This window comes from Winogradskyella pulchriflava, from assembly GCF_042434315.1.
GTDB classification, from domain to species: Bacteria; Bacteroidota; Bacteroidia; order Flavobacteriales; family Flavobacteriaceae; genus Winogradskyella; species Winogradskyella pulchriflava.
This window is the reverse complement of sequence record NZ_JBHLTQ010000019.1, coordinates 1-24,356: the sequence shown is the minus strand read 5'-3', so window position 1 is coordinate 24,356 and position 24,356 is coordinate 1. Positions and strand designations below refer to the sequence as shown.

The 24,356-nt window shown below is 35.0% G+C and carries 16 protein-coding genes and 5 tRNA genes; 19 read left to right on the top strand and 2 right to left on the bottom strand.

All coding sequences use genetic code 11. The features are described 5' to 3' along the window. Positions 1-14: 14 nt before the first annotated feature. The 18 genes from ACFFGA_RS15405 (at position 15) to ACFFGA_RS15320 (ending at position 16,748) form a co-directional block, all read left to right on the top strand. Positions 15-1,391 carry an alpha-amylase gene (locus ACFFGA_RS15405; protein WP_386065399.1) on the top strand — a complete coding sequence of 459 codons (1,377 nt, stop codon included), beginning with the start codon at positions 15-17 and terminating at the stop codon, positions 1,389-1,391. A gap of 103 nt (positions 1,392-1,494) precedes the next feature. Then, positions 1,495-2,385, top strand: coding sequence for a phage lytic cycle repressor MrpR family protein (locus ACFFGA_RS15400; RefSeq protein ID WP_386065397.1), 891 nt, complete (start codon positions 1,495-1,497; stop codon positions 2,383-2,385). Between the two features lie 63 nt (positions 2,386-2,448). Continuing rightward, a complete protein-coding gene (locus ACFFGA_RS15395; protein WP_386065395.1) occupies positions 2,449-2,751 on the top strand; it encodes an HPF/RaiA family ribosome-associated protein in 303 nt (100 codons plus the stop codon). A 113-nt stretch (positions 2,752-2,864) separates the two neighbouring features. Further along, positions 2,865-2,938: transfer RNA gene (locus ACFFGA_RS15390), tRNA-Thr, on the top strand. Positions 2,939-3,000: 62 nt separating this feature from the next. Beyond that, positions 3,001-3,083, top strand: a tRNA-Tyr gene (locus ACFFGA_RS15385). A 209-nt stretch (positions 3,084-3,292) separates the two neighbouring features. Continuing rightward, positions 3,293-3,365: transfer RNA gene (locus tag ACFFGA_RS15380), tRNA-Gly, on the top strand. Positions 3,366-3,420: 55 nt separating this feature from the next. Beyond that, a tRNA-Thr gene (locus ACFFGA_RS15375) sits at positions 3,421-3,492 on the top strand. A gap of 69 nt (positions 3,493-3,561) precedes the next feature. After that, a complete protein-coding gene (tuf, locus tag ACFFGA_RS15370) occupies positions 3,562-4,749 on the top strand; it encodes an elongation factor Tu (RefSeq protein WP_386065393.1) in 1,188 nt (395 codons plus the stop codon). 63 nt (positions 4,750-4,812) lie between these two features. Then, positions 4,813-4,885, top strand: a tRNA-Trp gene (locus ACFFGA_RS15365). 81 nt (positions 4,886-4,966) lie between these two features. Continuing rightward, the gene (secE, locus tag ACFFGA_RS15360; protein WP_386065391.1) at positions 4,967-5,161 is read left to right on the top strand and encodes a preprotein translocase subunit SecE; all 195 of its coding nucleotides are present in this window, start codon (positions 4,967-4,969) and stop codon (positions 5,159-5,161) included. A gap of 17 nt (positions 5,162-5,178) precedes the next feature. After that, on the top strand, positions 5,179-5,724 hold the full coding sequence (gene nusG, locus ACFFGA_RS15355; RefSeq protein WP_218547527.1) for a transcription termination/antitermination protein NusG: 546 nt from the start codon (positions 5,179-5,181) through the stop codon (positions 5,722-5,724). Between the two features lie 69 nt (positions 5,725-5,793). Next, positions 5,794-6,234 (top strand): 50S ribosomal protein L11, encoded by a 441-nt coding sequence (rplK, locus tag ACFFGA_RS15350; RefSeq protein WP_386065388.1) that lies wholly within the window; start codon positions 5,794-5,796, stop codon positions 6,232-6,234. 10 nt (positions 6,235-6,244) lie between these two features. Beyond that, complete coding sequence (gene rplA, locus ACFFGA_RS15345) at positions 6,245-6,934, top strand: 50S ribosomal protein L1 (RefSeq protein ID WP_386065386.1); 690 nt, start codon at positions 6,245-6,247, stop codon at positions 6,932-6,934. Between the two features lie 19 nt (positions 6,935-6,953). Beyond that, positions 6,954-7,475 carry a 50S ribosomal protein L10 gene (gene rplJ / locus ACFFGA_RS15340; protein ID WP_386065384.1) on the top strand — a complete coding sequence of 174 codons (522 nt, stop codon included), beginning with the start codon at positions 6,954-6,956 and terminating at the stop codon, positions 7,473-7,475. Between the two features lie 57 nt (positions 7,476-7,532). After that, positions 7,533-7,910 (top strand): 50S ribosomal protein L7/L12, encoded by a 378-nt coding sequence (rplL, locus tag ACFFGA_RS15335; protein WP_386065382.1) that lies wholly within the window; start codon positions 7,533-7,535, stop codon positions 7,908-7,910. A 131-nt stretch (positions 7,911-8,041) separates the two neighbouring features. Further along, positions 8,042-11,854 (top strand): DNA-directed RNA polymerase subunit beta, encoded by a 3,813-nt coding sequence (gene rpoB, locus ACFFGA_RS15330; protein WP_386065380.1) that lies wholly within the window; start codon positions 8,042-8,044, stop codon positions 11,852-11,854. 97 nt (positions 11,855-11,951) lie between these two features. After that, positions 11,952-16,253, top strand: coding sequence for a DNA-directed RNA polymerase subunit beta' (rpoC, locus tag ACFFGA_RS15325; RefSeq protein ID WP_386065378.1), 4,302 nt, complete (start codon positions 11,952-11,954; stop codon positions 16,251-16,253). Positions 16,254-16,430: 177 nt separating this feature from the next. Continuing rightward, complete coding sequence (locus tag ACFFGA_RS15320; RefSeq protein WP_386065376.1) at positions 16,431-16,748, top strand: DUF3467 domain-containing protein; 318 nt, start codon at positions 16,431-16,433, stop codon at positions 16,746-16,748. Positions 16,749-17,029: 281 nt separating this feature from the next. Here ACFFGA_RS15320 and ACFFGA_RS15315 read toward each other — a convergent pair whose 3' ends face one another. Continuing rightward, complete coding sequence (locus tag ACFFGA_RS15315; RefSeq protein ID WP_386065374.1) at positions 17,030-17,260, bottom strand: (4Fe-4S)-binding protein; 231 nt, start codon at positions 17,258-17,260, stop codon at positions 17,030-17,032. A gap of 141 nt (positions 17,261-17,401) precedes the next feature. Next, the gene (locus ACFFGA_RS15310) at positions 17,402-18,991 is read right to left on the bottom strand and encodes a peptide chain release factor 3 (protein ID WP_386065372.1); all 1,590 of its coding nucleotides are present in this window, start codon (positions 18,989-18,991) and stop codon (positions 17,402-17,404) included. Positions 18,992-19,406: 415 nt separating this feature from the next. Here ACFFGA_RS15310 and ACFFGA_RS15305 point away from each other — a divergent pair. Next, on the top strand, positions 19,407-24,356 hold a 4,950-nt coding region (locus ACFFGA_RS15305), incomplete at its 3' end, for a CLIPPER-2 domain-containing protein (protein WP_386065370.1).

Below are 24,356 nucleotides of genomic sequence, written 5' to 3'. Positions count from 1 at the left end.
TAAAACTACACATTATGAAAAATTTAAAACTTATTGGAGTAATATGTTTATTGTTATTCCTATTTAATTGTAGCCAAGAAGAGATTGTTTCGGAACAGCAATCTAATCCTCCAACAAAACCAAATACTTCAATTGCCAAGAATGGATTAAAACCTATTGGTTCAGGAGTTATGATGCAAGCCTTTTATTGGGATGTTCCGGCTGGTGGTACGTGGTGGAATACCATAAATTCTAAAGTGGCGGCATGGAGCAATGCAGGTATAGATGCAATATGGGTACCACCAGCATCAAAAGCTCAAAATGGTCCTTTTTCAATGGGTTATGATCCTTTTGATTATTATGACTTTGGTGAGTATAACCAAATGGGAAGTGTTGAAACACGTTTTGGTTCAAGAAGTGAGTTAATTACTATGATTAATACAGCGCATCAAAACGGGCTAAGTGTTATTGCGGATATAGTTATCAACCACAACAGTGGTGGTGCTAGTGAAGCAAATCCTTATACTGGCGGCAATACATGGACAGACTTCAACCCACTATCTGGTAATTTTTATCGTTCGGCAACAGATTTTCATGCAAACAATGTGCACTCTAATGATAGTGGAGCTTTTGGTGGTTTTCCAGATTTGTGCCATCACCAAAATTATGTTCAAGATTGGTTATGGAAAAACCCGAACAGTGTGGCTAAATATTACAGAGATGTCATAGGTTTTGATGGTTGGCGTTTTGATTATGTAAAAGGATTCGAGCCTTGGGTCGTTAAAGATTGGAAAAACGAAGTAGGTGGTTTTTCAGTGGGTGAGTATTGGGATAGTAATGTGACAACCCTAGATTGGTGGACTGGTGCTGCAGAAGTAAGTGCTTTCGATTTTGCATGTTACTATAAAATGAAAGATGCATTTATGGGCAACAACTTAAGTGTTCTTAATGACAATATGCTTTGGAAGCAAAACGCATCTAAAGCTGTGACTTTTGTTGCCAACCACGATACGGATGAAATTATCAATAATAAAATATTAGCTTACGCCTATATATTAACGCACGAAGGGTATCCGTGTATATTTTATAAAGACTACGAAGAATGGTTAAATAAAGAACGGTTAAATAATTTAATATGGATACATAATAATCTTGCAGGTGGTACAACTAATATACTTCATGCTGATACAGATGAATATATAGCGAGAAGAAATGGATATAATAATGCTGGCCTTATAGTGTACATTAATAACTCTAACTCATGGCTAGAGCGATGGGTTGAAACAAACTGGTCTAATACGGTTATAAAAGATTATACAGGTCATTCTGGTTGGGAGCCGACAACACAATCTGGAAAGTGGGTGAAAATACAAGCACCACCGAAGAGTTATTCTGTCTGGTCAGTAAAGTAATTAATAGTACAAATGTATGCCCTGCCTATGTGCAGGGTTTTTTGTTAAAACTCAATATTTTTAGTTGTGTTTAGTTATATTTAGATTCCTCAAATAAACATATATGAGTTTTAAAACATTTTCAGACTATTTATTGCTAGAGAAGAAGTATTCTAAACATACAGTGCTGGCATATATTCGCGATTTGGAAATGTTTCAAGAGTTTTTAAACGAAAACCATGATTCAGAAGTTGTAAAAAAAGTAGGTTATTCTGAAATTAGACAATGGATTGTGGAGTTGGTTAATAGTGGTGTTTCTAATAGAACGATTAATAGAAAAGTATCTTCATTAAATTCGTACTATAAGTTTTTGCAAAAAATACAGGATATACAAAACAATCCGTTAAAACAACATAAAGCTTTAAAGGTGGGTAAGAAGGTGCAAATGCCTTTTTCCGAAGATGAATTAAAACAGGTTTTAAACAATGCAATAGAAGTTAATGATTTTGAAAGTGCAAGAGACAAGCTTATTATTGAGCTCTTTTACGCTACAGGAATAAGACGTATTGAACTGGTAAATATCAGAATATCGGATATAGATTTTAGTAATAAACAACTTAAAGTTTTAGGTAAACGTAATAAAGAACGTTACATTCCTTTGATAGACTCATTGATTAAAACAATACAAATCTATTTGGATTATAGAAATAATTTAGACCTCATTGAGGACAAACAAACTTTATTTTTAACAAAAAAAGGTCTTAAAATTTACGAAATGCTTGTTTACAGAATAATAAATAAGTATTTTAGTGAAGCATCTTCAAAAGCTAAATGCAGTCCTCATGTTTTAAGGCACTCATTTGCAACACACATATTAAATCAAGGTGCAGATTTAAATGCAGTAAAAGAACTTCTTGGACACACCAGTTTAGCAGCCACTCAAGTATACACACATAATAGTATAGCAGAATTAAAAAAAGTGTATGCAAAATCTCATCCAAGAAATTTACGCTAAGAAGTAACCTTATGGTATTAAAGAAAATTTGGTACTATATTTTTTAACTTAAAAAAACAACATATGAAAGTAAACACCCAATCCGTTAATTTTACAGCAGATATTAAACTGATAGATTTTATTCAGAAGAGAATGGATAAGTTAGATATGTTTTATGATAAAATAATTCAGTCAGATGTCTATTTGAAGGTTGAAAACACAAGCGGCAAAGAAAACAAAGTATTTGAAGCAAAGGTTAAAGTTCCTGGTGATAGTTTCGTTGTAAAAAAACAATGTAAGACATTTGAAGAAGGCGCAGATATAGCTGTTGCCTCGTTAGAAAGGCAGATAAAAAAGCGAAAAGAGAAATTAAGAGCAAGAACATGATAAAATTTTTTCAAAAATGTTTTGAATAAAAAAATAAAACATTACATTTGCAGTCCGTTAGAAATAGCGGACTTTTTTATGGTCGATTTTCGATGGTAAAAAAGTAAGAAAAAGCCGATATAGCTCAGCTGGCTAGAGCAGCTGATTTGTAATCAGCAGGTCGTGGGTTCGAGTCCCTCTATCGGCTCTTTAAAATCTAAGTTTTTTGCTTGGAATTTAGGTTTTAAAAATTGAAATTTTGAAATTTTTGGGGAGATACTCAAGCGGCCAACGAGGACAGACTGTAACTCTGTTGTCTTTCGACTTCGCAGGTTCGAATCCTGCTCTCCCCACAAAGAATTTTTATAAGCGGTTGTTAAAAGCTTACTTTTGTGAAACTGCGTTAAAAAAATTCTTTGGATTGGATCACCAATCCAGGATCACTGAGCGTAGCGAGGTAATCTTCAAAAATTAAGTTTAGTTGATTGAAGATTGGGTACAGCAGAGTAATCCAAACTTTGAAATATTGAAAACCATTAATTAAGGAAACTTAATTATAAATGCGGGAGTAGCTCAGTTGGTAGAGCGTCAGCCTTCCAAGCTGAATGTCGCCGGTTCGAACCCGGTCTCCCGCTCTAATTTTCTGCGAAGGCAGAAATCTCACTGTGAATGAGATGTTAAACACTTTACGCCGGTGTAGCTCAGGGGTAGAGCGTTTCCTTGGTAAGGAAGAGGTCACGAGTTCAAATCTCGTCATTGGCTCTTTTTTATAATTACAGTTTAGAACAAACAATTGAACACTAATATTAAATAAGATTAAATAAATTAAACATGGCAAAGGCAACTTTCGATCGTTCAAAACCACACCTTAACATAGGTACTATTGGACACGTAGATCACGGTAAAACAACTTTAACTGCTGCTATTACTAAAGTATTAGCTGATGCAGGTTTATCTGAAGCAAGATCATTTGATCAAATTGATAACGCACCAGAAGAAAAAGAAAGAGGTATAACAATTAATACTTCTCACGTAGAATATGCAACAGCTAATCGTCACTACGCTCACGTTGACTGTCCAGGTCACGCGGATTACGTAAAGAACATGGTTACTGGTGCTGCTCAAATGGATGGTGCTATCTTAGTTGTTGCTGCAACGGATGGTCCTATGCCACAAACTCGTGAGCATATCTTACTTGGTCGTCAGGTAGGTATTCCTCGTATCGTTGTATTCATGAATAAAGTGGATATGGTTGATGATGAAGAGTTATTAGAATTAGTTGAAATGGAAATCAGAGATTTATTATCATTCTACGAGTACGATGGTGATAATGGTCCTGTAGTAGCGGGTTCTGCTTTAGGTGCACTTAACGGTGAGCAAAAATGGGTGGATACCGTAATGGAATTAATGAATCAAGTTGATGCTTGGATTGAAGAGCCAACTCGTGATATGGATAAGCCTTTCTTAATGCCAATTGAAGATGTATTCTCTATTACTGGTCGTGGTACTGTTGCAACTGGTCGTATTGAAACTGGTGTAGCTAACACAGGTGATCCAGTAGAGATCATTGGTATGGGTGCTGAGAAATTAACTTCTACTATTACTGGTATTGAGATGTTCCGTCAAATATTAGATAGAGGTGAAGCTGGTGATAACGCTGGTATCTTATTAAGAGGTATTGAGAAAACTCAAATCTCTAGAGGTATGGTAATTACTAAGCCAGGTTCTGTAACACCACACGCTAAATTTAAAGCTGAGGTTTATATCCTTAAAAAAGAAGAAGGTGGACGTCATACTCCATTCCATAATAACTACCGTCCTCAGTTCTATGTACGTACAACTGACGTAACTGGAAACATTGCGCTTCCTGATGGAGTTGAAATGGTAATGCCTGGTGACAACTTAACAATTACAGTTGAATTAATCCAACCAATTGCAATGAACGTAGGTTTACGTTTCGCTATCCGTGAAGGTGGTAGAACAGTTGGTGCTGGTCAGGTAACTGAAATTTTAGACTAAATAATACAAATTAAATAATTGATTAAGGTGTCCCGAAATATCGGGATGCCTTGATTATTATTTACGGGTTTAGCTCAGTTGGTAGAGCACTGGTCTCCAAAACCAGGTGTCGGGAGTTCGAGTCTCTCAACCCGTGCAAGTTAAAACCCACAATTTGAAAATGATTTTCTAACTGAATTGAAAATATTTTCAAATTGAGAAATAAAAAATAAATCAAATGGCAGGATTAGTAACATATATAAAAGAATCGTTTGAAGAGTTAAAGAACAATGTGTCATGGACGCCTTGGCCAGAAGCTCAAAGACTTACGGTTATTGTAGCTGTATTTTCAATTATATTTTCATTAGCTATTTGGGGTGTTGATACTGTTTTTAGTAGAGCGGTAAAAGCTTATTTTGAGATAATTAACTAACAATTTACATAAGAGGAATGTCTGATAAAAAGTGGTATGTTGTTAGGGCTGTAAGTGGTCAAGAAAATAAAATCAAAACCTATATTGAAAATGAAATTTCAAGATTAGGTTTAGATGATTTTGTAGATCAAGTCTTAGTGCCAACAGAAAAAGTAATTCAAATACGCAACGGAAAGAAAATAAATAAAGAGAAAGTTTATTTTCCTGGTTACATAATGATTCAAGCTAACTTAAGTGGCGAGATTCCTCATATTATTAAATCTATTACTAATGTAATTGGTTTTTTAGGTGAAACCAAAGGTGGTGATCCTGTGCCTTTAAGACAATCTGAAGTTAATAGAATGTTAGGTAAAGTAGATGAGCTTGCAATTGAAGCTGATGCAAATGTTGCAATTCCATTTACAAAAGGCGAAACTGTAAAAGTTATCGATGGACCATTTAATGGATTTGATGGTACAATCGAAAAAATAAATGAAGAAAAGCGTAAGCTTGAAGTAATGGTTAAGATTTTCGGAAGAAAAACACCATTAGAGTTGAGCTATATGCAAGTAGAAAAGTTATAATAATTGTTACAACAAAGATAGCGTTCTGTCTAAGCTTCCAACATAGATAGTCGCACTAAACATTAAGAAATGGCAAAAGAAATAGACAAAGTAGTTAAGCTACAAGTTCGGGGAGGTGCTGCGAATCCATCGCCACCGGTAGGACCCGCTTTAGGTGCCGCTGGAGTTAATATCATGGAGTTCTGTAAGCAATTTAATGCTAGAACCCAAGATAAACCAGGTAAAGTTTTACCTGTGGTAATCTCTGTTTTCAAAGACAAATCATTTGACTTTGTTATAAAGACTCCACCAGCAGCAGTACAATTATTAGAAGCGGCCAAAGTAAAGAAAGGATCTGGAGAACCTAACCGACGTAAAGTAGCAAAAGTAACTTGGGATCAAGTTAAAGCGATTGCTGAAGATAAAATGCAAGATTTAAATGCATTTGAACTTGGATCAGCTATGAAAATGGTAGCTGGTACAGCAAGATCGATGGGTATCACTGTTAAAGGAGGTGAAGCTCCAAACTAAATTTTTAGAAATGGCAAGATTAACAAAGAAGCAAAAAGAAGCAAGAGCAAAGGTTGATAGTAACAAAATTTACTCTTTAGAAGAAGCTTCAGCTTTACTAAAAGAAATTACATATACAAAGTTTGATGCTTCTGTCGATTTAGCAATCAGATTAGGTGTAGATCCACGAAAAGCCAATCAAATGGTACGTGGTGTAGTTTCGTTACCGCATGGTACAGGTAAAGATATGAAGGTTCTTGCACTTGTAACTCCAGATAAAGAAGCAGAAGCTAAAGAAGCAGGTGCTGATTATGTTGGGTTAGATGAATACTTACAGAAAATTAAAGAAGGTTGGACAGATGTTGACGTTATCGTTACAATGCCAAGCATAATGGGTAAGTTAGGACCATTAGGTAGAGTATTAGGACCAAGAGGTCTTATGCCAAACCCTAAAACTGGAACAGTAACTATGGATGTAGCTAAAGCAGTTGCAGAAGTAAAAGCTGGTAAAATAGATTTTAAAGTAGATAAGACTGGTATTGTACATGCTCCAATAGGTAAGGCATCGTTTAGTACAGATAAAATTGTTGGAAACGCCCAAGAATTATTATCTACAATTATGAAGTTAAAGCCAACTGCGGCCAAAGGGACTTATGTTAAGAGCATATATATGTCTAGTACTATGAGCCCAAGTATTGCAGTTGATACAAAAATAGTATAGTAGTTAAACTTAGAATATTATGACAAGAGAAGAAAAATCCCAAGTAATTGAAGAGTTGACTGCTCAATTAGCAGATAATACTAATATCTATTTAACAGATATTTCAGGATTAGATGCAGCAACAACTTCAAATTTAAGAAGAGCATGTTTCAAGTCTAACATCAAGTTAGCAGTTGTAAAGAATACACTTTTAGAGAAAGCTATGGAAGCATCGGAAAAAGATTTCGGTGAGTTACCAACGACTTTAAAAGGAAATACATCAGTAATGTATTCTGAAACTGGTAATGCTCCAGCTAAAGTAATTAAAGAGTTTCGTAAAAAATCTGAAAAGCCTTTGTTAAAAGGTGCTTTCATTGAAGAAGCAATTTATGTTGGAGATGATTTATTAGACACACTTGTAGATATTAAGTCTAAAGAAGAACTTCTTGGAGAGATTATTACATTATTACAATCTCCTGCTAAGAATGTTATTTCAGCACTTAAATCTAGTGGAGGAACAATTGCTGGTATTGTTAAAACATTATCCGAAAGAGAAGGATAATCAACTAGTACACACTTAGAAAATTAAATAAAAAAACACACATTAAAACAATAGAAAATGGCAGATTTAAAAGATTTCGCAGAACAATTAGTTAACTTAACAGTAAAAGAAGTTAACGAATTAGCAACTATATTAAAAGACGAGTACGGTATTGAGCCTGCTGCTGCAGCTGTAGCTGTTGCTGCTGGTGGAGCTGTTGCTGGTGGTGACGCTGGTGAAGAGCAAACTGAATTCGACGTAATCCTTAAGGCAGCTGGTGCTTCTAAATTAGCAGTAGTGAAATTAGTTAAGGAATTAACTGGTTTAGGATTAAAAGATGCTAAAGGTTTAGTAGATGAAGCGCCAAGCACAATTAAAGAAGGTGTTTCTAAAGATGAAGCTGAAGGCTTAAAATCTTCTTTAGAAGAAGCTGGAGCTGAGGTTGAGCTTAAGTAAGCTCAGCTTAACCTACAACATATGGTTTAGGTTTGTCCCGCAATTTTTTGCGGGATAAGACCTAAACCCTTTTGTGTATATAAACGTTATATACATTTTTAGTTTTTATTTAATAAAAATCTCGTTCATCAATGTTAGCAAAAAAGGCTGAAAGAATTAATTTCTCTTCTATTGTAAATAGAACAGATTACCCAGACTTTTTGGATATCCAAATTAAATCCTTCCAGGATTTTTTCCAATTAGAAACAAAGTCAGAAGAAAGAGGAAATGAAGGTTTGTATAATACCTTCATGGAAAATTTTCCAATTACAGATACACGTAATCAATTCGTATTAGAATTTTTAGATTACTTCATTGATCCACCAAGATATACTATCGAAGAATGTATTGAGAGAGGATTAACTTATAGTGTACCATTAAAAGCAAGATTGAAATTGTATTGTACAGATCCTGAGCATGAGGATTTCGAAACAATCGTTCAAGACGTTTACTTAGGTACAATTCCTTACATGACACCTAGCGGTACATTTTGTATCAATGGTGCAGAACGTGTAGTTGTTTCACAATTACACAGATCTCCTGGTGTATTCTTTAGCCAGTCTTTCCATGCAAACGGAACAAAATTATATTCTGCAAGAGTAATTCCTTTTAAAGGATCTTGGATAGAATTTGCTACGGACATTAACAGTGTAATGTACGCATACATTGATAGAAAGAAAAAATTACCAGTAACAACACTTTTCCGTGCTATAGGTTTTGAGCGCGATAAAGATATTTTAGAGATTTTTGACCTTGCTGAAGAAGTAAAAGTTTCTAAATCTGGTTTAAAGAAAGTTATCGGTCGTAAGCTTGCTGCTCGTGTACTTAATACATGGCATGAGGATTTCGTTGACGAAGATACAGGTGAGGTTGTATCTATTGAGCGTAACGAAATTGTATTAGATCGTGACACAATCATAGACAAAGATAATATTGAAGAAATTCTTGAGGCAGAAGTAAAAACTATTCTTTTACACAAAGAAAGTGCGCAGCAAGGAGATTATGCAATCATTCATAATACATTACAAAAAGATCCAACAAACTCTGAAAAAGAAGCTGTTGAACACATTTACCGTCAATTACGTAATGCTGAGCCACCAGATGAGGAAACAGCACGTGGTATTATTGACAAATTATTCTTCTCTGACCAACGTTACTCTTTAGGTGAAGTAGGTCGTTACAGAATGAATAAAAAATTAGGTCTTGATATCGGAATGGACAAGCAAGTGCTTACCAAAGAAGATATAATTACCATCATAAAGTATTTAATTGAGCTTATCAACTCTAAAGCAGAGATTGATGATATTGATCACTTATCTAATCGTCGTGTACGTACAGTAGGTGAGCAATTGTCTTCTCAGTTTGGTGTTGGTTTAGCACGTATGGCACGTACTATTCGTGAGCGTATGAACGTACGTGATAACGAAGTATTTACTCCAATAGATTTAATTAATGCTAAGACCTTATCGTCTGTAATTAATTCATTCTTTGGTACAAACCAGCTTTCTCAATTTATGGATCAAACCAACCCTCTTGCAGAGATTACGCATAAGCGTCGTCTTTCAGCATTAGGACCAGGTGGTTTATCTAGAGAAAGAGCAGGTTTCGAGGTACGTGACGTTCACTATACACACTACGGACGTTTATGTCCTATTGAAACACCAGAAGGACCAAACATTGGTTTAATTTCTTCTTTATCTGTATTTGCTAAAGTAAATTCAATGGGATTCATTGAGACTCCTTACAGAAAAGTTGAAGATGGGGTTGTTGATATTAAAAATGCTCCAACATACTTAAGTGCAGAAGAAGAGGAAGATATGTTGATTGCACAAGCAACTATTGAAGTTGATGAAAACGGAAAAATCCTTCCTGAGAAAATTATTTCTCGTCAAGAAGGTGATTTCCCAGTTATTGATCCTTCAAATGTAAATTATACAGACGTTGCACCAAACCAAATTGCATCGATTTCAGCATCGTTAATTCCGTTCTTGGAGCATGATGATGCCAACCGTGCATTGATGGGATCTAACATGATGCGTCAGGCCGTTCCATTATTACGTCCTGAGGCTCCAATTGTAGGTACTGGTTTAGAGCGTCAAGTAGCATCAGATTCTAGAGTGTTAATTAATGCTGAAGGAGCTGGTACTGTTGAGTATGTTGATGCTGAAAAAATCATTATCAAGTATGAGCGTACCGAAGAAGAAGCAATGGTAAGTTTTGATAGTGACACTAAAGAATATCCTTTGGTGAAGTTTAGAAAAACAAACCAAGGAACGTCTATTAACTTAAAGCCTATCGTTGAGAAAGGTGATAAAGTTACTAAAGGACAAGTACTATGTGAAGGGTATGCCACTCAAAATGGAGAGTTAGCTCTTGGTAGAAATATGAAAGTAGCCTTTATGCCTTGGAAAGGGTATAACTTTGAGGATGCGATTGTAATTTCTGAAAAAGTAGTAAGAGAAGATGTATTTACATCTATTCATATTGATGAGTATTCACTAGAAGTTAGAGATACAAAATTAGGTAACGAAGAGTTAACTAATGACATCCCTAACGTTTCAGAAGAAGCGACTAAAGATTTAGATGAAAATGGTATGATTCGCATTGGTGCGGAGATCAAACCAGGTGATATCTTAATTGGTAAGATTACTCCAAAAGGAGAATCAGATCCAACTCCAGAAGAAAAACTTCTTCGTGCAATCTTTGGTGATAAAGCAGGTGATGTAAAGGATGCTTCTTTAAAAGCATCTCCATCATTAAATGGTGTTGTTATCGATAAGAAATTATTTGCAAGAGCAGTAAAAGATAAGCGTAAGAGAGCTCAAGACAAAGAAGATATCGAAAAATTAGAAGATGCTTACGATAAGAGATTCGACGATCTTAAGAATATTCTAGTTGAAAAATTATTCAACATTGTTAACGGTAAAACAGCTCAAGGTATTTATAATGATTTAGGTGAAGAAATTATTCCTAAAGGTAAAAAGTACACGCTTAAAATGTTAAATGCTGTTGATGATTATACGCATTTAACTTCAGGAAAATGGACAACAGATGACCATACCAATGAGCTTGTTGCAGATTTAATCCATAACTATAAGATTAAAGAAAACGACTTACAAGGTTCTTTAAGACGTGAGAAGTTTACAATCTCTGTTGGTGATGAATTACCTGCAGGAATCATAAAATTAGCTAAGGTTTACATCGCTAAGAAACGTAAACTTAAAGTTGGTGATAAGATGGCAGGTCGTCACGGTAACAAAGGTATTGTTGCTCGTATCGTTCGTCAAGAGGATATGCCTTTCTTAGAAGATGGAACTCCAGTAGATATTGTATTAAATCCACTTGGTGTACCTTCTCGTATGAATATTGGTCAGATTTATGAAACCGTTTTAGGTTGGGCTGGTCAAGATTTAGGAAGAACATATGCAACTCCAATTTTTGATGGTGCAACTTTAGATCAGATTAACGAATATACAGATGAAGCTGGTATTCCAAGATTTGGTCACACGTATCTTTATGATGGTGGCACAGGTGATCGTTTCGATCAACCAGCAACTGTTGGTGTTATCTATATGATTAAACTTGGTCATATGATTGATGATAAAATGCACGCACGTTCTATAGGTCCTTACTCATTAATTACACAACAACCATTAGGTGGTAAAGCACAATTTGGTGGTCAGCGTTTTGGTGAGATGGAGGTATGGGCACTTGAAGCTTATGGAGCTTCTAGTACTTTACGTGAGATCTTAACTGTAAAATCAGATGATGTTATTGGTAGAGCTAAAACTTACGAAGCTATCGTTAAAGGAGAGCCAATGCCAGAACCAGGACTTCCAGAATCTTTCAACGTACTTATGCACGAATTAAAAGGTTTAGGATTGGATATTAGATTAGAAGAATAAATTAAGTCGGCAGTTAGCAGTCGTCAGTTAGCAGTATTTATCTGCGAATTTAAAAGGACTGAAGACTGCAAACTGCAAACTGAAGACTATAAAAGACATGGCAAGAAAACAAGATAAGAATACAGTACAGAAGTTTAACAAAATTTCTATCGGTTTAGCATCACCTGAATCTGTTTTAGCAGCATCTCGTGGTGAGGTATTAAAGCCAGAAACTATTAATTATCGAACTCACAAACCAGAAAGAGATGGTTTGTTCTGTGAGCGTATTTTTGGTCCTGTAAAGGATTTTGAATGTGCTTGTGGTAAATATAAAAGAATACGTTACAAGGGTATTGTTTGTGACCGTTGTGGTGTTGAAGTAACAGAAAAGAAAGTACGTAGAGATCGTGTAGGACATATTAACTTAGTTGTTCCTGTAGCTCATATCTGGTATTTCCGTTCGTTACCAAATAAAATAGGTTACCTTCTTGGATTACCATCTAAGAAATTAGATATGATTATCTATTACGAGCGTTATGTGGTTATACAACCAGGTAATGCAATGAATGCAGAAGGTGAGCCAGTACAAAAAATGGATTTCTTAACTGAAGAAGAGTACCTAAATATTTTAGAAACACTTCCTCAAGAAAATCAATATTTAGAAGATACAGATCCTAATAAATTCATCGCTAAGATGGGTGCTGAGTGTCTTATCGATTTATTAGCAAGAATTGACTTAGATCAGTTATCATACGATTTAAGACATAAAGCAAATAACGAAACTTCTAAGCAACGTAAAACTGAAGCTTTAAAGCGTTTACAAGTTGTTGAAGCGTTTAGAGATTCTAACGAAAACAGAGAGAACAGACCTGAGTGGATGATTATGAAGGCTGTTCCTGTAATTCCACCAGAATTAAGACCTTTAGTGCCTTTAGATGGTGGTCGTTTTGCAACTTCAGATTTAAATGATCTTTACCGTCGTGTAATTATCCGTAACAACCGTCTTAAGAGATTAGTTGAGATAAAAGCACCAGAAGTGATTTTACGTAATGAAAAACGTATGTTACAAGAATCTGTAGATTCATTATTTGATAACACACGTAAGTCATCTGCAGTAAAAACAGATTCTAATAGACCATTAAAATCATTATCAGATTCACTTAAAGGTAAGCAAGGACGTTTTCGTCAAAACTTACTTGGTAAGCGTGTTGATTATTCTGCACGTTCTGTAATTGTTGTCGGACCAGAATTAAAGTTATTTGAATGTGGATTGCCAAAAAATATGGCAGCAGAGCTTTACAAGCCTTTCATCATTAGAAAATTAATTGAGAGAGGAATTGTAAAAACTGTAAAATCTGCAAAGAAAATTATAGATAGAAAAGAGCCTGTTGTTTGGGATATCTTAGAGAATGTTCTTAAAGGACATCCAGTATTACTAAACCGTGCTCCTACGCTTCACAGACTTGGTATTCAAGCATTCCAACCTAAATTGATTGAAGGAAAAGCTATTCAATTACACCCATTAGTGTGTACAGCTTTTAATGCCGATTTCGATGGTGACCAAATGGCGGTGCATTTACCATTAGGACCAGAAGCTATATTAGAAGCACAACTTTTAATGTTGGCTTCTCACAATATATTAAACCCAGCGAACGGTTCACCAGTAACAGTACCATCTCAGGATATGGTTCTTGGTCTTTATTATATGACCAAGCTTCGTAAAACAGATGAAACTTATACTGTAAAAGGTGAAGGGTTAACATTCTATTCTCCAGAAGAAGTAACTATTGCTTACAATGAGAAGAAGGTAGACCTTAACGCTGGTATTAAAGTAAGAACAAAAGATTTCAACGAAGAAGGAGAGTTAACTACTCAAATTATTGAGACTACTGTAGGTCGTGTACTTTTCAATGAAAAAGTGCCTGAAGCTGCAGGATATATCAATGAAGTATTAACTAAGAAATCTTTAAGAGATATTATTCATGGTATTCTTAAAGTAACTTCTGTTCCTGAAACAGCTGAGTTCCTTGATGAAATTAAAACATTAGGATATAAGTTTGCATTCCAAGGTGGATTATCATTTAGTTTAGGTGATATTATTATTCCACAAGAAAAGCATACGATGATTGATGCTGCTAATAAGCAAGTAGATGGCATTATGGGTAACTATAACATGGGACTTATAACAAACAACGAACGTTATAACCAAGTTATTGATATCTGGACATCTACAAACGCTGAGTTAACAGAATTGTCTATGAAGCGTATTCGCGAAGACCAACAAGGGTTTAACTCGGTATTTATGATGCTAGACTCTGGTGCTCGTGGATCTAAAGAACAGATTCGTCAGTTAACAGGTATGCGTGGATTAATGGCAAAACCTAAAAAATCTAATGCAGGTGGTGGTGAAATTATTGAAAACCCGATTCTTTCTAACTTTAAGGAAGGACTTTCAATTTTAGAATACTTTATCTCTACTCACGGTGCGCGTAAAGGTCTTGCAGATACGGCTCTTAAAACTGCCGATGCAGGTTACTTAACACGTCGTTTGGTAGATGTTTCACAAGATGTAATTGTTTACGAAGAAGATTGTGGTACATTAAGAGGTATTGAGGTTTCTGCACTTAAAAAGAACGAAGAAATCGTTGAAAAATTAGAAGCTAGAATTGTTGGTAGAACATCTTTAAATGATGTTTATAACCCATTAACTGAAGAGTTATTAGTTGAAGCTGGTGGACATATTAACGATAAAATAGCCAAGTCAATTGGTGATTCTCCAATTGAGTCTATAGAGGTGCGTTCACCATTAACGTGTGAAGCCAAGAAAGGTATTTGTGTTAAATGTTACGGACGTAACCTTGCTACTGGTAAAATGGTACAACGAGGTGAAGCTGTTGGTGTAGTTGCTGCACAATCTATTGGTGAGCCAGGTACACAGTTAACATTGCGTACATTCCACGTAGGTGGTATTGCAGGTAACATTTCTGAGGAAAATAAGTTAACTGTTAAGTTTGATGGTATTGCTGAAATAGAAGATTTAAAAACAGTAAAATCTAAAGATAACGAAGGCAACGAAGTTGATGTAGTTATCTCAAGAACATCAGAATTAAAATTAGTAGATGCTAAAACAGGTATTGTTTTAAGTACCAATAATATTCCTTATGGTTCTCACATTTTTGTGAAACCAGGAGCTAAGGTTAAGAAAGGTGATGTGATTTGTCAATGGGATCCATATAATGGTGTTATTATTTCAGAGTTTGCTGGTAAAGTGAAGTATGAAAACATTGAACAAGGTGTAACTTACCAAGTAGAAATTGATGAGCAAACTGGTTTCCAAGAGAAAGTAATTTCAGAATCTAGAAACAAGAAGTTAATTCCTACCTTATTGATTGAAGATAAAAAAGGAGAAACTATTCGTTCTTATAACTTACCAGTAGGTGCACATATTATGATTGATGATGGAGACAAAATTGAAATCGGTAAGATTTTAGTTAAAATCCCTCGTAAATCTGCTAAAGCTGGTGATATTACAGGTGGTCTTCCTCGTGTAACAGAATTGTTTGAAGCACGTAACCCTTCTAATCCTGCTGTAGTAAGTGAGATTGATGGTGTAGTATCTTTTGGTAAAATTAAACGTGGTAATCGTGAAATTATAATCGAATCAAAATTAGGTGAGGTTAAGAAATATTTAGTGAAGTTATCTAATCAAATTCTTGTACAAGAAAATGATTATGTAAAAGCGGGTATGCCGTTATCTGATGGTTCAATTACACCAAACGATATTTTAAATATTAAAGGCCCTTCAGCGGTACAACAATATTTAGTAAATGAAGTACAAGAAGTATATCGTTTACAAGGTGTGAAGATTAACGATAAGCACTTTGAAGTTGTTGTAAGACAGATGATGCGTAAAGTTAGAATCATTGATTCTGGTGATACAATTTTCTTAGAAAATCAACTAGTTCATAAATCGGATTTCATTGAAGAAAACGATAAAATTTTCGGAATGAAAGTGGTTGAAGATGCAGGTGATTCAGAGAATTTAAAATCAGGTCAGATTGTTACTGTAAGACAATTGCGAGATGAAAATTCTATCTTAAGAAGAGAAGATAAGAATCTTGTAACAGCAAGAGATGCAAATCCAGCAACTGCAACTCCGATATTACAAGGTATTACAAGAGCTTCATTACAAACTAAGTCATTTATCTCTGCGGCATCGTTCCAAGAAACTACTAAGGTTCTTAACGAAGCAGCTGTAAATGGTAAGGTAGATACGCTTGAAGGACTTAAAGAAAATGTAATTGTTGGTCATAGAATACCAGCAGGTACAGGTGTTAGAGAGTACGATAACATCATTGTAGGTTCTAAAGAAGAGTTTAACGAAATGATGAAAGCTAAAGAAGAAATGAACTTTAACTAAATGAGACTCAGATTTATAAGCCGAAGGCGAAGTAAAATCTGCAAGTCGAATTTATCTTGAACTTGATTCAGGATCTCATTATTCTGAAGTATAGTATAATTGAATTTAAAGCCTTCACACATTAATTTGTTTGAAGGCTTTTTAATAAATAATAACAATAAAAAATAGTGAATGGCTATGGCAGACGAAAAAAATACTCCTAAAAAAGGACAAATTAATATTGAATTAGACGAAAAAGTAGCAGAAGGCACATATTCTAATTTAGCAATTATCAATCATTCAGTCTCTGAGTTTGTAGTTGACTTTGTAAGTATAATGCCTGGTACTCCAAAGAGTAAAGTAAAATCTCGTATTATACTTACACCACAACATGCAAAACGACTATTAAAAGCTTTAGGTGATAATGTTACGCGTTTTGAAAAAGCCCATGGTGAAATCAAAGATTACGAGCAACCACCAATACCTTTAAATTTTGGACCAACAGGTCAAGCTTAATTATAAGAATACATACAAAGCTTGAACATGTTAAAGTGGTTCTCGAAATGTTTACATCGAGCAACCACCAATACCTTTAAATTTTGGACCAACAGGTCAAGCTTAATTATAAGAATACCTACAAAGCTTGAATATGTTACATTGGTTCTCGAAATGTTTACATCAAGTAACCACCAATTCCATTAAATTTTGGTCCAACTGGACAGGCATAAAATATAACAACCCTTTGAATATCAATAATTCAAAGGGTTGTTTTTTTAAGTGGTTGAATGGTTTTTTAATTAGGCAACTTCTTTTTTGTTTAAATAATATTTCAGTGCACCAGAAGGGCACTTGTTAATCTGATTTATTATAGCTTTAGTTTGCGCTCCATCTAAATCAATCCAAGGAATCACCGAATGTCTAAATACATCTGAAAGTTGTTTAGCACAAATACCTGCATTTGCACAACAACGAGGTTCGTAGGTTACAGTAATTTCTTCATTACTGAAAACGTTTGCGTTTGTCTCCATAATAAGTAGATTAGTTTGGGGTTAATCTTATTCTGAAATTATGTATTGGTTATCAAGAATAATTAAAATACCGATAAAAAACAAATATTATCGACGAAGTGTTGTTTTTTTGAAGCCTATTCGATGAACTGCATACCCAAATTATTCAAATTCAGAGGTCATATGGAATGTAATACTCGGATATTTTTGCTGTGTCATTTGTAATGAAAAAATAGAATCTGCCAAGAACACAAGTTGATTTCGCTTGTCTCTGGCTAAAAAACGTTGCTTAACTCTCAAAAAGTCTTTAAATTCTTCACTCTTTTCATTTTCTGTTTGTACCCAACATGCTTTATGTACATTTAAGTTTTCGTAAGTACATTTTGCTCCATATTCATGCTCTAAACGATACTGAATAACTTCGTATTGAAGTGCCCCAACCGTACCAATAACTTTTCTGCCATTAATATCTAAAGTAAACAATTGAGCAACTCCTTCATCCATTAACTGGTCAATGCCTTTATAAAGCTGCTTAGCTTTCATTGGATCGGCATTATTAATATATCTAAAATGCTCAGGCGAAAAGCTTGGAACTCCCTTGTAGTTAATAATTTCTCCTTCTGTTAGTGTATCACCAATTTTAAAATTCCCTGTGTCCTGTAATCCAACAATATCTCCAGGATACGATATATCTACAATTTCTTTTTTTTCTGCAAAAAACGCATTAGGACTAGAGAACTTAAGGTTTTTGTTATGTCTTACGTGTAGGTAAGGAGTGTTTCGTTTAAATTCTCCTGATACAATCTTTATAAATGCAAGTCTGTTTCTATGATTAGGATCCATATTGGCATGAATTTTAAAAACAAACCCAGTAAATTTTTTTTCTTCCGGTTTTACTAACCGTTCTTCACTTTGTTTAGGTCTTGGTTTTGGTGCTATTTCAACGAAGCAATCAAGTAATTCCCTTACCCCAAAATTATTTAAGGCAGACCCAAAAAATACAGGTTGTAAGTCACCATTGAGGTAGTCCTCTTTATTAAATTCTGGATAAATACCACTAACTAATTCTATCTCATCCCTCAAGGTTTGAGCGGCTTTATCACCAACAAGTTTATCCAATTCTTCAGAATTTAAATCAGAAATTTCAACCGTATCATTAATGTGCTGTTTGCTATCACCCTTAAATAGGTTAACGTTCTTTTCCCAAATGTTATAAATACCCTTAAACTCGTAACCCATACCAATAGGGAAGCTAAGTGGAGTCACCTTTAATCCTAATTTTTGTTCAACTTCATCCAACAAATCAAAAGCATCTTTTCCTTCGCGATCAAGTTTATTGATAAAAACAATCATAGGAATGTTACGCATTCTACAAACTTCAACCAGTTTTTCAGTTTGTTCCTCAACACCTTTAGCAACATCAATAACAACAATAACACTGTCCACAGCAGTTAAGGTTCTAAAAGTGTCTTCAGCAAAATCCTTATGACCTGGTGTATCTAGAATATTAATTTTTATACCATTATATTCAAAAGCAAGCACAGATGTCGCTACAGATATACCACGCTGACGTTCAATTTCCATAAAATCACTTGTAGCTCCTTTTTTTATCTTGTTGCTTTTTACAGCACCAGCTTCTTGTATAGCACCACCAAAAAGAAGTAATTTTTCAGTTAATGTTGTCTTACCAGCATCAGGATGAGATATAATACCAAACGTTCGTCTTCTGTTAATTTCTTTAATAAAACTCATATTGTCCTTTTAAAAAGCGAATGCAAATATACTATGAATAATAGATTAATTTAATGTTATTAAAAACCAATATGGCAATAATCTCGTAAGGATAAAATAAAGGTGTAAATCTTTTTCCTAAATTTGTATTAAGAAAATATTATGAAAAATTTTCTTACTAAATTTATTTTGAAGTTGATTAATAGCAAGTCTCTTCACAATTGTATTTAGGCCGTTTAATTTAAAATTTAAGTGACATAAGATACACTTATGTCTCTTAGTTGTAAAAAATCTATCATTAAGTGTTTTTATTTTATTGAAAAATCTTACAATTAATTTGTTTTTTACACTTTAACGAATATATTTGCATTTTATCGGTAAAAATTTTTATCGATAAAACTATGTTAAATTGAATTTATATCAACTATATAATACTATGAAAATCTCTACCCGATTCTCGTTAAGAAAGATTTTATCATTCTTTTTTCTTTTCTTTATTTTAACTTTTTCGTTAAATTTATTTGCGCAGAATATTTCACCAACAGATGGAGTTAGTCCGTGTTCAACATGTGCTCCTACAGGATGGGTTGTAACAACAGGTACTCCAGATGTTTCTAGTTCAACACAAGCTGCAGCACCACCCTTAACAGGTGGAGGTGCAACATGGAATGTACCAGGTAATGTTTTGCCATTACCTCCCAATAGTCACTTGAATTGGATTTCTCTAAGGGATTTAGGTCCAGCTTTTACTGAAGAGATTGTCACAACAACCATGACAGGTCTAACAGCTGGAAGAGATTATGAAGTTGTTTTATATACACTGAGTGCCACTACACTCAATGATGGAAACAATGGGGATTATTATGCAGGAACATATATTGACTTGTTTAGGTACAGGGTAGGTGCAAATCCAATTCAAATAATAAATACTATTACCCAGGATGCTTGGAGTACAACAAGATTTAGATTTACTGCTACAGGTACATCAGAGACATTACAGTTATTACCAGGTCAAAATGGAGCTGGCCAACCAAGGGTAAATTATGAAACAATTCAGATATCAATTTCACTAAATGCAATAAACACTGCTCCTGTTGCAGATGATAATTCCGATACAACAACATTAAATACACCAGTAACCTTCAATGTTACAGGAACTGATATCGATTATGATGGTAATATAGTTGATTCTACTGTTGACTTAGATGTTTCTACATCAGGAATACAAAATAACATCAGTAATGCCCAAGGAACTTGGTCTGCGGATGTAAATGGTGATGTAACGTTTACACCAGTAAATGGATTTGTAGGAGTAGCAACTTTAGATTATACTGTAGAAGATGATTATGTTTTAGATGGAAATCCTACACCTGCAACTTCTAATCAGGCAACTTTAACCGTTACTGTTTTAGCATGCAGCATAGATTCTATTGTATCTTCTAATGAATCTGTCTGCAACGATAATACAACACCTGCTGATATAACTGATGATACGTTTACGGCAGATATCACAGTAAATTTTACTAATGCACCAGGAACAGGGACGCTAGATTTATCTGGTGATGGAACAGCATCCGTGTCAGTTGTTGGATTAACATCACCTCATACTTTTAATGGAGTTGTGTTACCAGCAAATGGAGAAACACTTTCTGTAACAGCTACTTTTTCAGACGGAGTTTCATGTACATTAACAAATTCAAATTTAGTGAACGCTCCATATGAGTGTAGCGATGATGACTGCGCAGATGTAATACCACCAGGTAGTCCTGTAGCACCTATAGATGCAATTGATGTAACTTTTAATATAACAAATCCAGGAGCAAACACTGACCCAAAAACATTCAACTCTATTTCTATAGCTGGAGAACCTAATCCGTTTACAAACTTATTAGTACCAGATAATATTTCTTATTCATATAACTCTCCAAGTGCCACTAATCAAAGAATAATTGAAAATGGCGTTGATGGAGCTACAATTTTAGATGGACCTGCAATTTTTGACCCAGCATTAATTGATGCTAATACGGATAGAAACCTTAATCATTATTATAGAACAGATGGAAACATATTTCCAACGGACTATGTTAACTTTGAATTTAATTACGATATTAATTCCGCTTCAAATAGATATGTTATAATTACTGAGCGTGGCGGTAATAACACTATGGAGGTTCAAGCCATAGATGGAACTGGAAACGTAATTGGTACGCCACGTCCTATATATCAGGTTAGTGGTGCGGATGGTCCTACAACTTATATAGGGATGGGTGTAAATAATGATAATGGACAAGAGGTACATGCAACTATATATCCACTTACAGCTTTTGTTGGCCCTAATGTTCCAATTCATGGGGTAAGACTTACACAAACTGGAGCAAGTCCTAGTGGTGGTGATGGCGGTGATGGTAAAGTGTTTATTGTATATGATCCATTTTTCTTAACACCACCACCTACAATATCACTAAGTTCTACATTTACACAACCAGTTTGTCCTGCTAATGAAGGTTCAATAACTATTAATGCTACAGACAATGGAGGTGGAACAATCGAGTACAGCATTAATGGAGCTGCTGGGCCATGGCAAACGTCTAATGTTTTTAATAATGTGTCACCTGGAAATTATAATATAGCAGCAAGGTATGTAAGTGCTCCTTTATGTCTTAATGTAAGCCCAAATACTTTTGCATTAGTTGATGCAGGTTGTATTACTTGTGATATTACAGATATCAGTGCTTCTAATTTAGACCCATGTAATGATAATGGTACACCAACTGATTTAGCAGATGATACATTTACTGCTGATATAACAGTAACTTTTACAGGTGCTCCGGCATCAGGTACTTTAGATTTAACAGGTGATGGTACAGCATCAGTTTCTGTTGTTGGATTAACCTCGCCGCATACTTTTGTCGATGTTGTTTTTCAAGCAGATGGTGGAGCAGTGGATTTAACAGCAACTTTTTCGGATGTCAGCTGTACCTTAAATAATAGCAATGTTTTTACAGCACTTTACGAATGTAGTGACGATACATGTTCTGATGTAATACCAATAGGGAGTCCTACAGCACCATTGGTTTCCGGTGATGTTACATTTAATATTACAGGAACAGGTGGTGTAGCTGGAGCTTTATTAAATTCAATAACAGTTGCTGGTGAGCCTAATCCTTTTACAGAGGTATATGTACCGTCTACGGTTGAATATCAATTCGGAATTCCGGCGCAGACTAATCAATACATGTATGATATGGGTGTATTAGGTTCTAATATCAATGATAACCCTGCAATATTTGATGCAGAATTACTAGAGTCATACTCAAATAAAGAATTAACTAATTATTTTTCTGCTGATAATGGTGTAGCACCAGGAATTACTACTGCAGATTTTGTACTCATTAGATATGATGCGCCAATTACTGCAGCTGCCAATAGATATATGGTAGCAACCGAAAGAGATGGTAATATTTCATACAGAATTCAGGCTTTAGACGCAGCTGGTAACCCTATTGGGACTGAAAGAACAACATCTGTAGCAACCTATATTGATACAGGTGTACAAGCGGATCCTACTAATTTTCCAGGTGAGAATATAGCGGCAAGTATTTATCCTTTAACAGCTTTTGTACCATCAGGTGATGATATTTATGGTTTTAGGATTAGATTTAGAAATTCATCAAATGGAGATGGAGGAGATGGTAAAGTGTTTGTATTATACGATTCGGCTTTTTTGACTCCTCCACCAACTATTGAGGCTACCACAAGTGCAGTTCAACCAACTTGCCCTACAAATTTAGGTTCAATAACAATAGACGCTACGGATAATGGAGGTGGTACTATAGAGTATAGCATTAATGGAGCTGTAGGCCCTTGGCAAACATCTAACATATTTAACAATTTAGTACCAGGAACTTATACACCTGCAGTCAGGTATCAGTCAACACCAGATTGTTTAGCTGTTTCTATCAATCCAATTACTTTAGAAGATTCAGGCTTCAATATCACAGCAATTACAGCTTCAGATATAACTGCCTGTAATGATAATAGTACTCCAAGCGATATAACTGATGATACGTTTACCGCTGATATCACAATTACTTTTGACGGTACACCTGCAACAGGTACATTAGATTTAACAGGTGATGGAACAGCAACAGTTTCTGTTGTTGGTTTAACATCACCACATACATTTAATAATGTTGCTTTTTCTGCTAGTGGGAATGATATTTCTTTGACTGCAGCATTTTCTGATGCATCTACGTGTTCAATTACAGACGCCGCTGTTTTTACGGCTCCTACAGAGTGTAGTGATGATGGATGTGATGATGCAATACCATCAGGTAATCCTACAGCACCTTTAGCTTCTGCAGATGTGACTTTTGATATTACAGGAACAGGAGGGGTTTCAGGTGCAGTATTAAATTCTATAACAGTAGCAGGTGAGCCTAACCCGTTTACAGATTTTTATGTTCCTTCTACTGTTAGTTATTCTTTTGCAAATCCAGCTGCTACAAATCAATACTTATATGATATGGGTACTTTGGGTTCTAATATTACCGATGGCCCAACAGTATTTGATCCAGAATTATTAGATGCATACAGAGATAGGGATTTAACAAATTATTTGTCTACGGATAATAATATTGATCCTGTAGATTTTGTTGATATAAAATATGACGCACCAATTACTGCTGCAGCCAATAGATATATGGTTGCATCAGAACGTAATGGAAACAATTCTTATAGAGTTCAGGCATTAGATGCAGCAGGAAATCCAATAGGAACATTAGTTGTTACATCTACAGGAACTTATATAGATACAGGAATAGAAGTTGATGCAGTAAATTATTCGGGACAGAATATTGAAATAAGTATTTATCCATTGACAGCATTTGTACCGGCCGGAAATGATATTTATGGATTTAGAATTAGGTTTAGAAACTCATCATCTGGAGATGGTGGAGATGGAAAAGTATTTGTAATGTACGATCCAACTTTCTTAACACCACCTCCAACGATAGAATTGACAACAAGTGCAATTCAACCAACATGTCCAACTAATGAAGGTTCTATTACTATAGACGCTACGGATAATGGTGGTGGTACAATAGAGTATAGTGTAAATGGTGCTGTAGGCCCATGGCAAACGTCAAATGTGTTCAACAATTTAGTGCCAGGGACATATACACCTGCGGTTAGGTATCAGTCAACACCAGATTGTTTAGCAGTATCTAACAATCCTATAACCTTAAATAATGTGGACTGCCCAAGTATCGAAGCGGTAAAGACGGTAGCAATCACTAACGACGTGGCACCAGTAGGAGCAAGTTTAGGAGATACCGTAGAATATACGATCACAGTGACCAACACCGGAAATGTGACCTTGGACAAT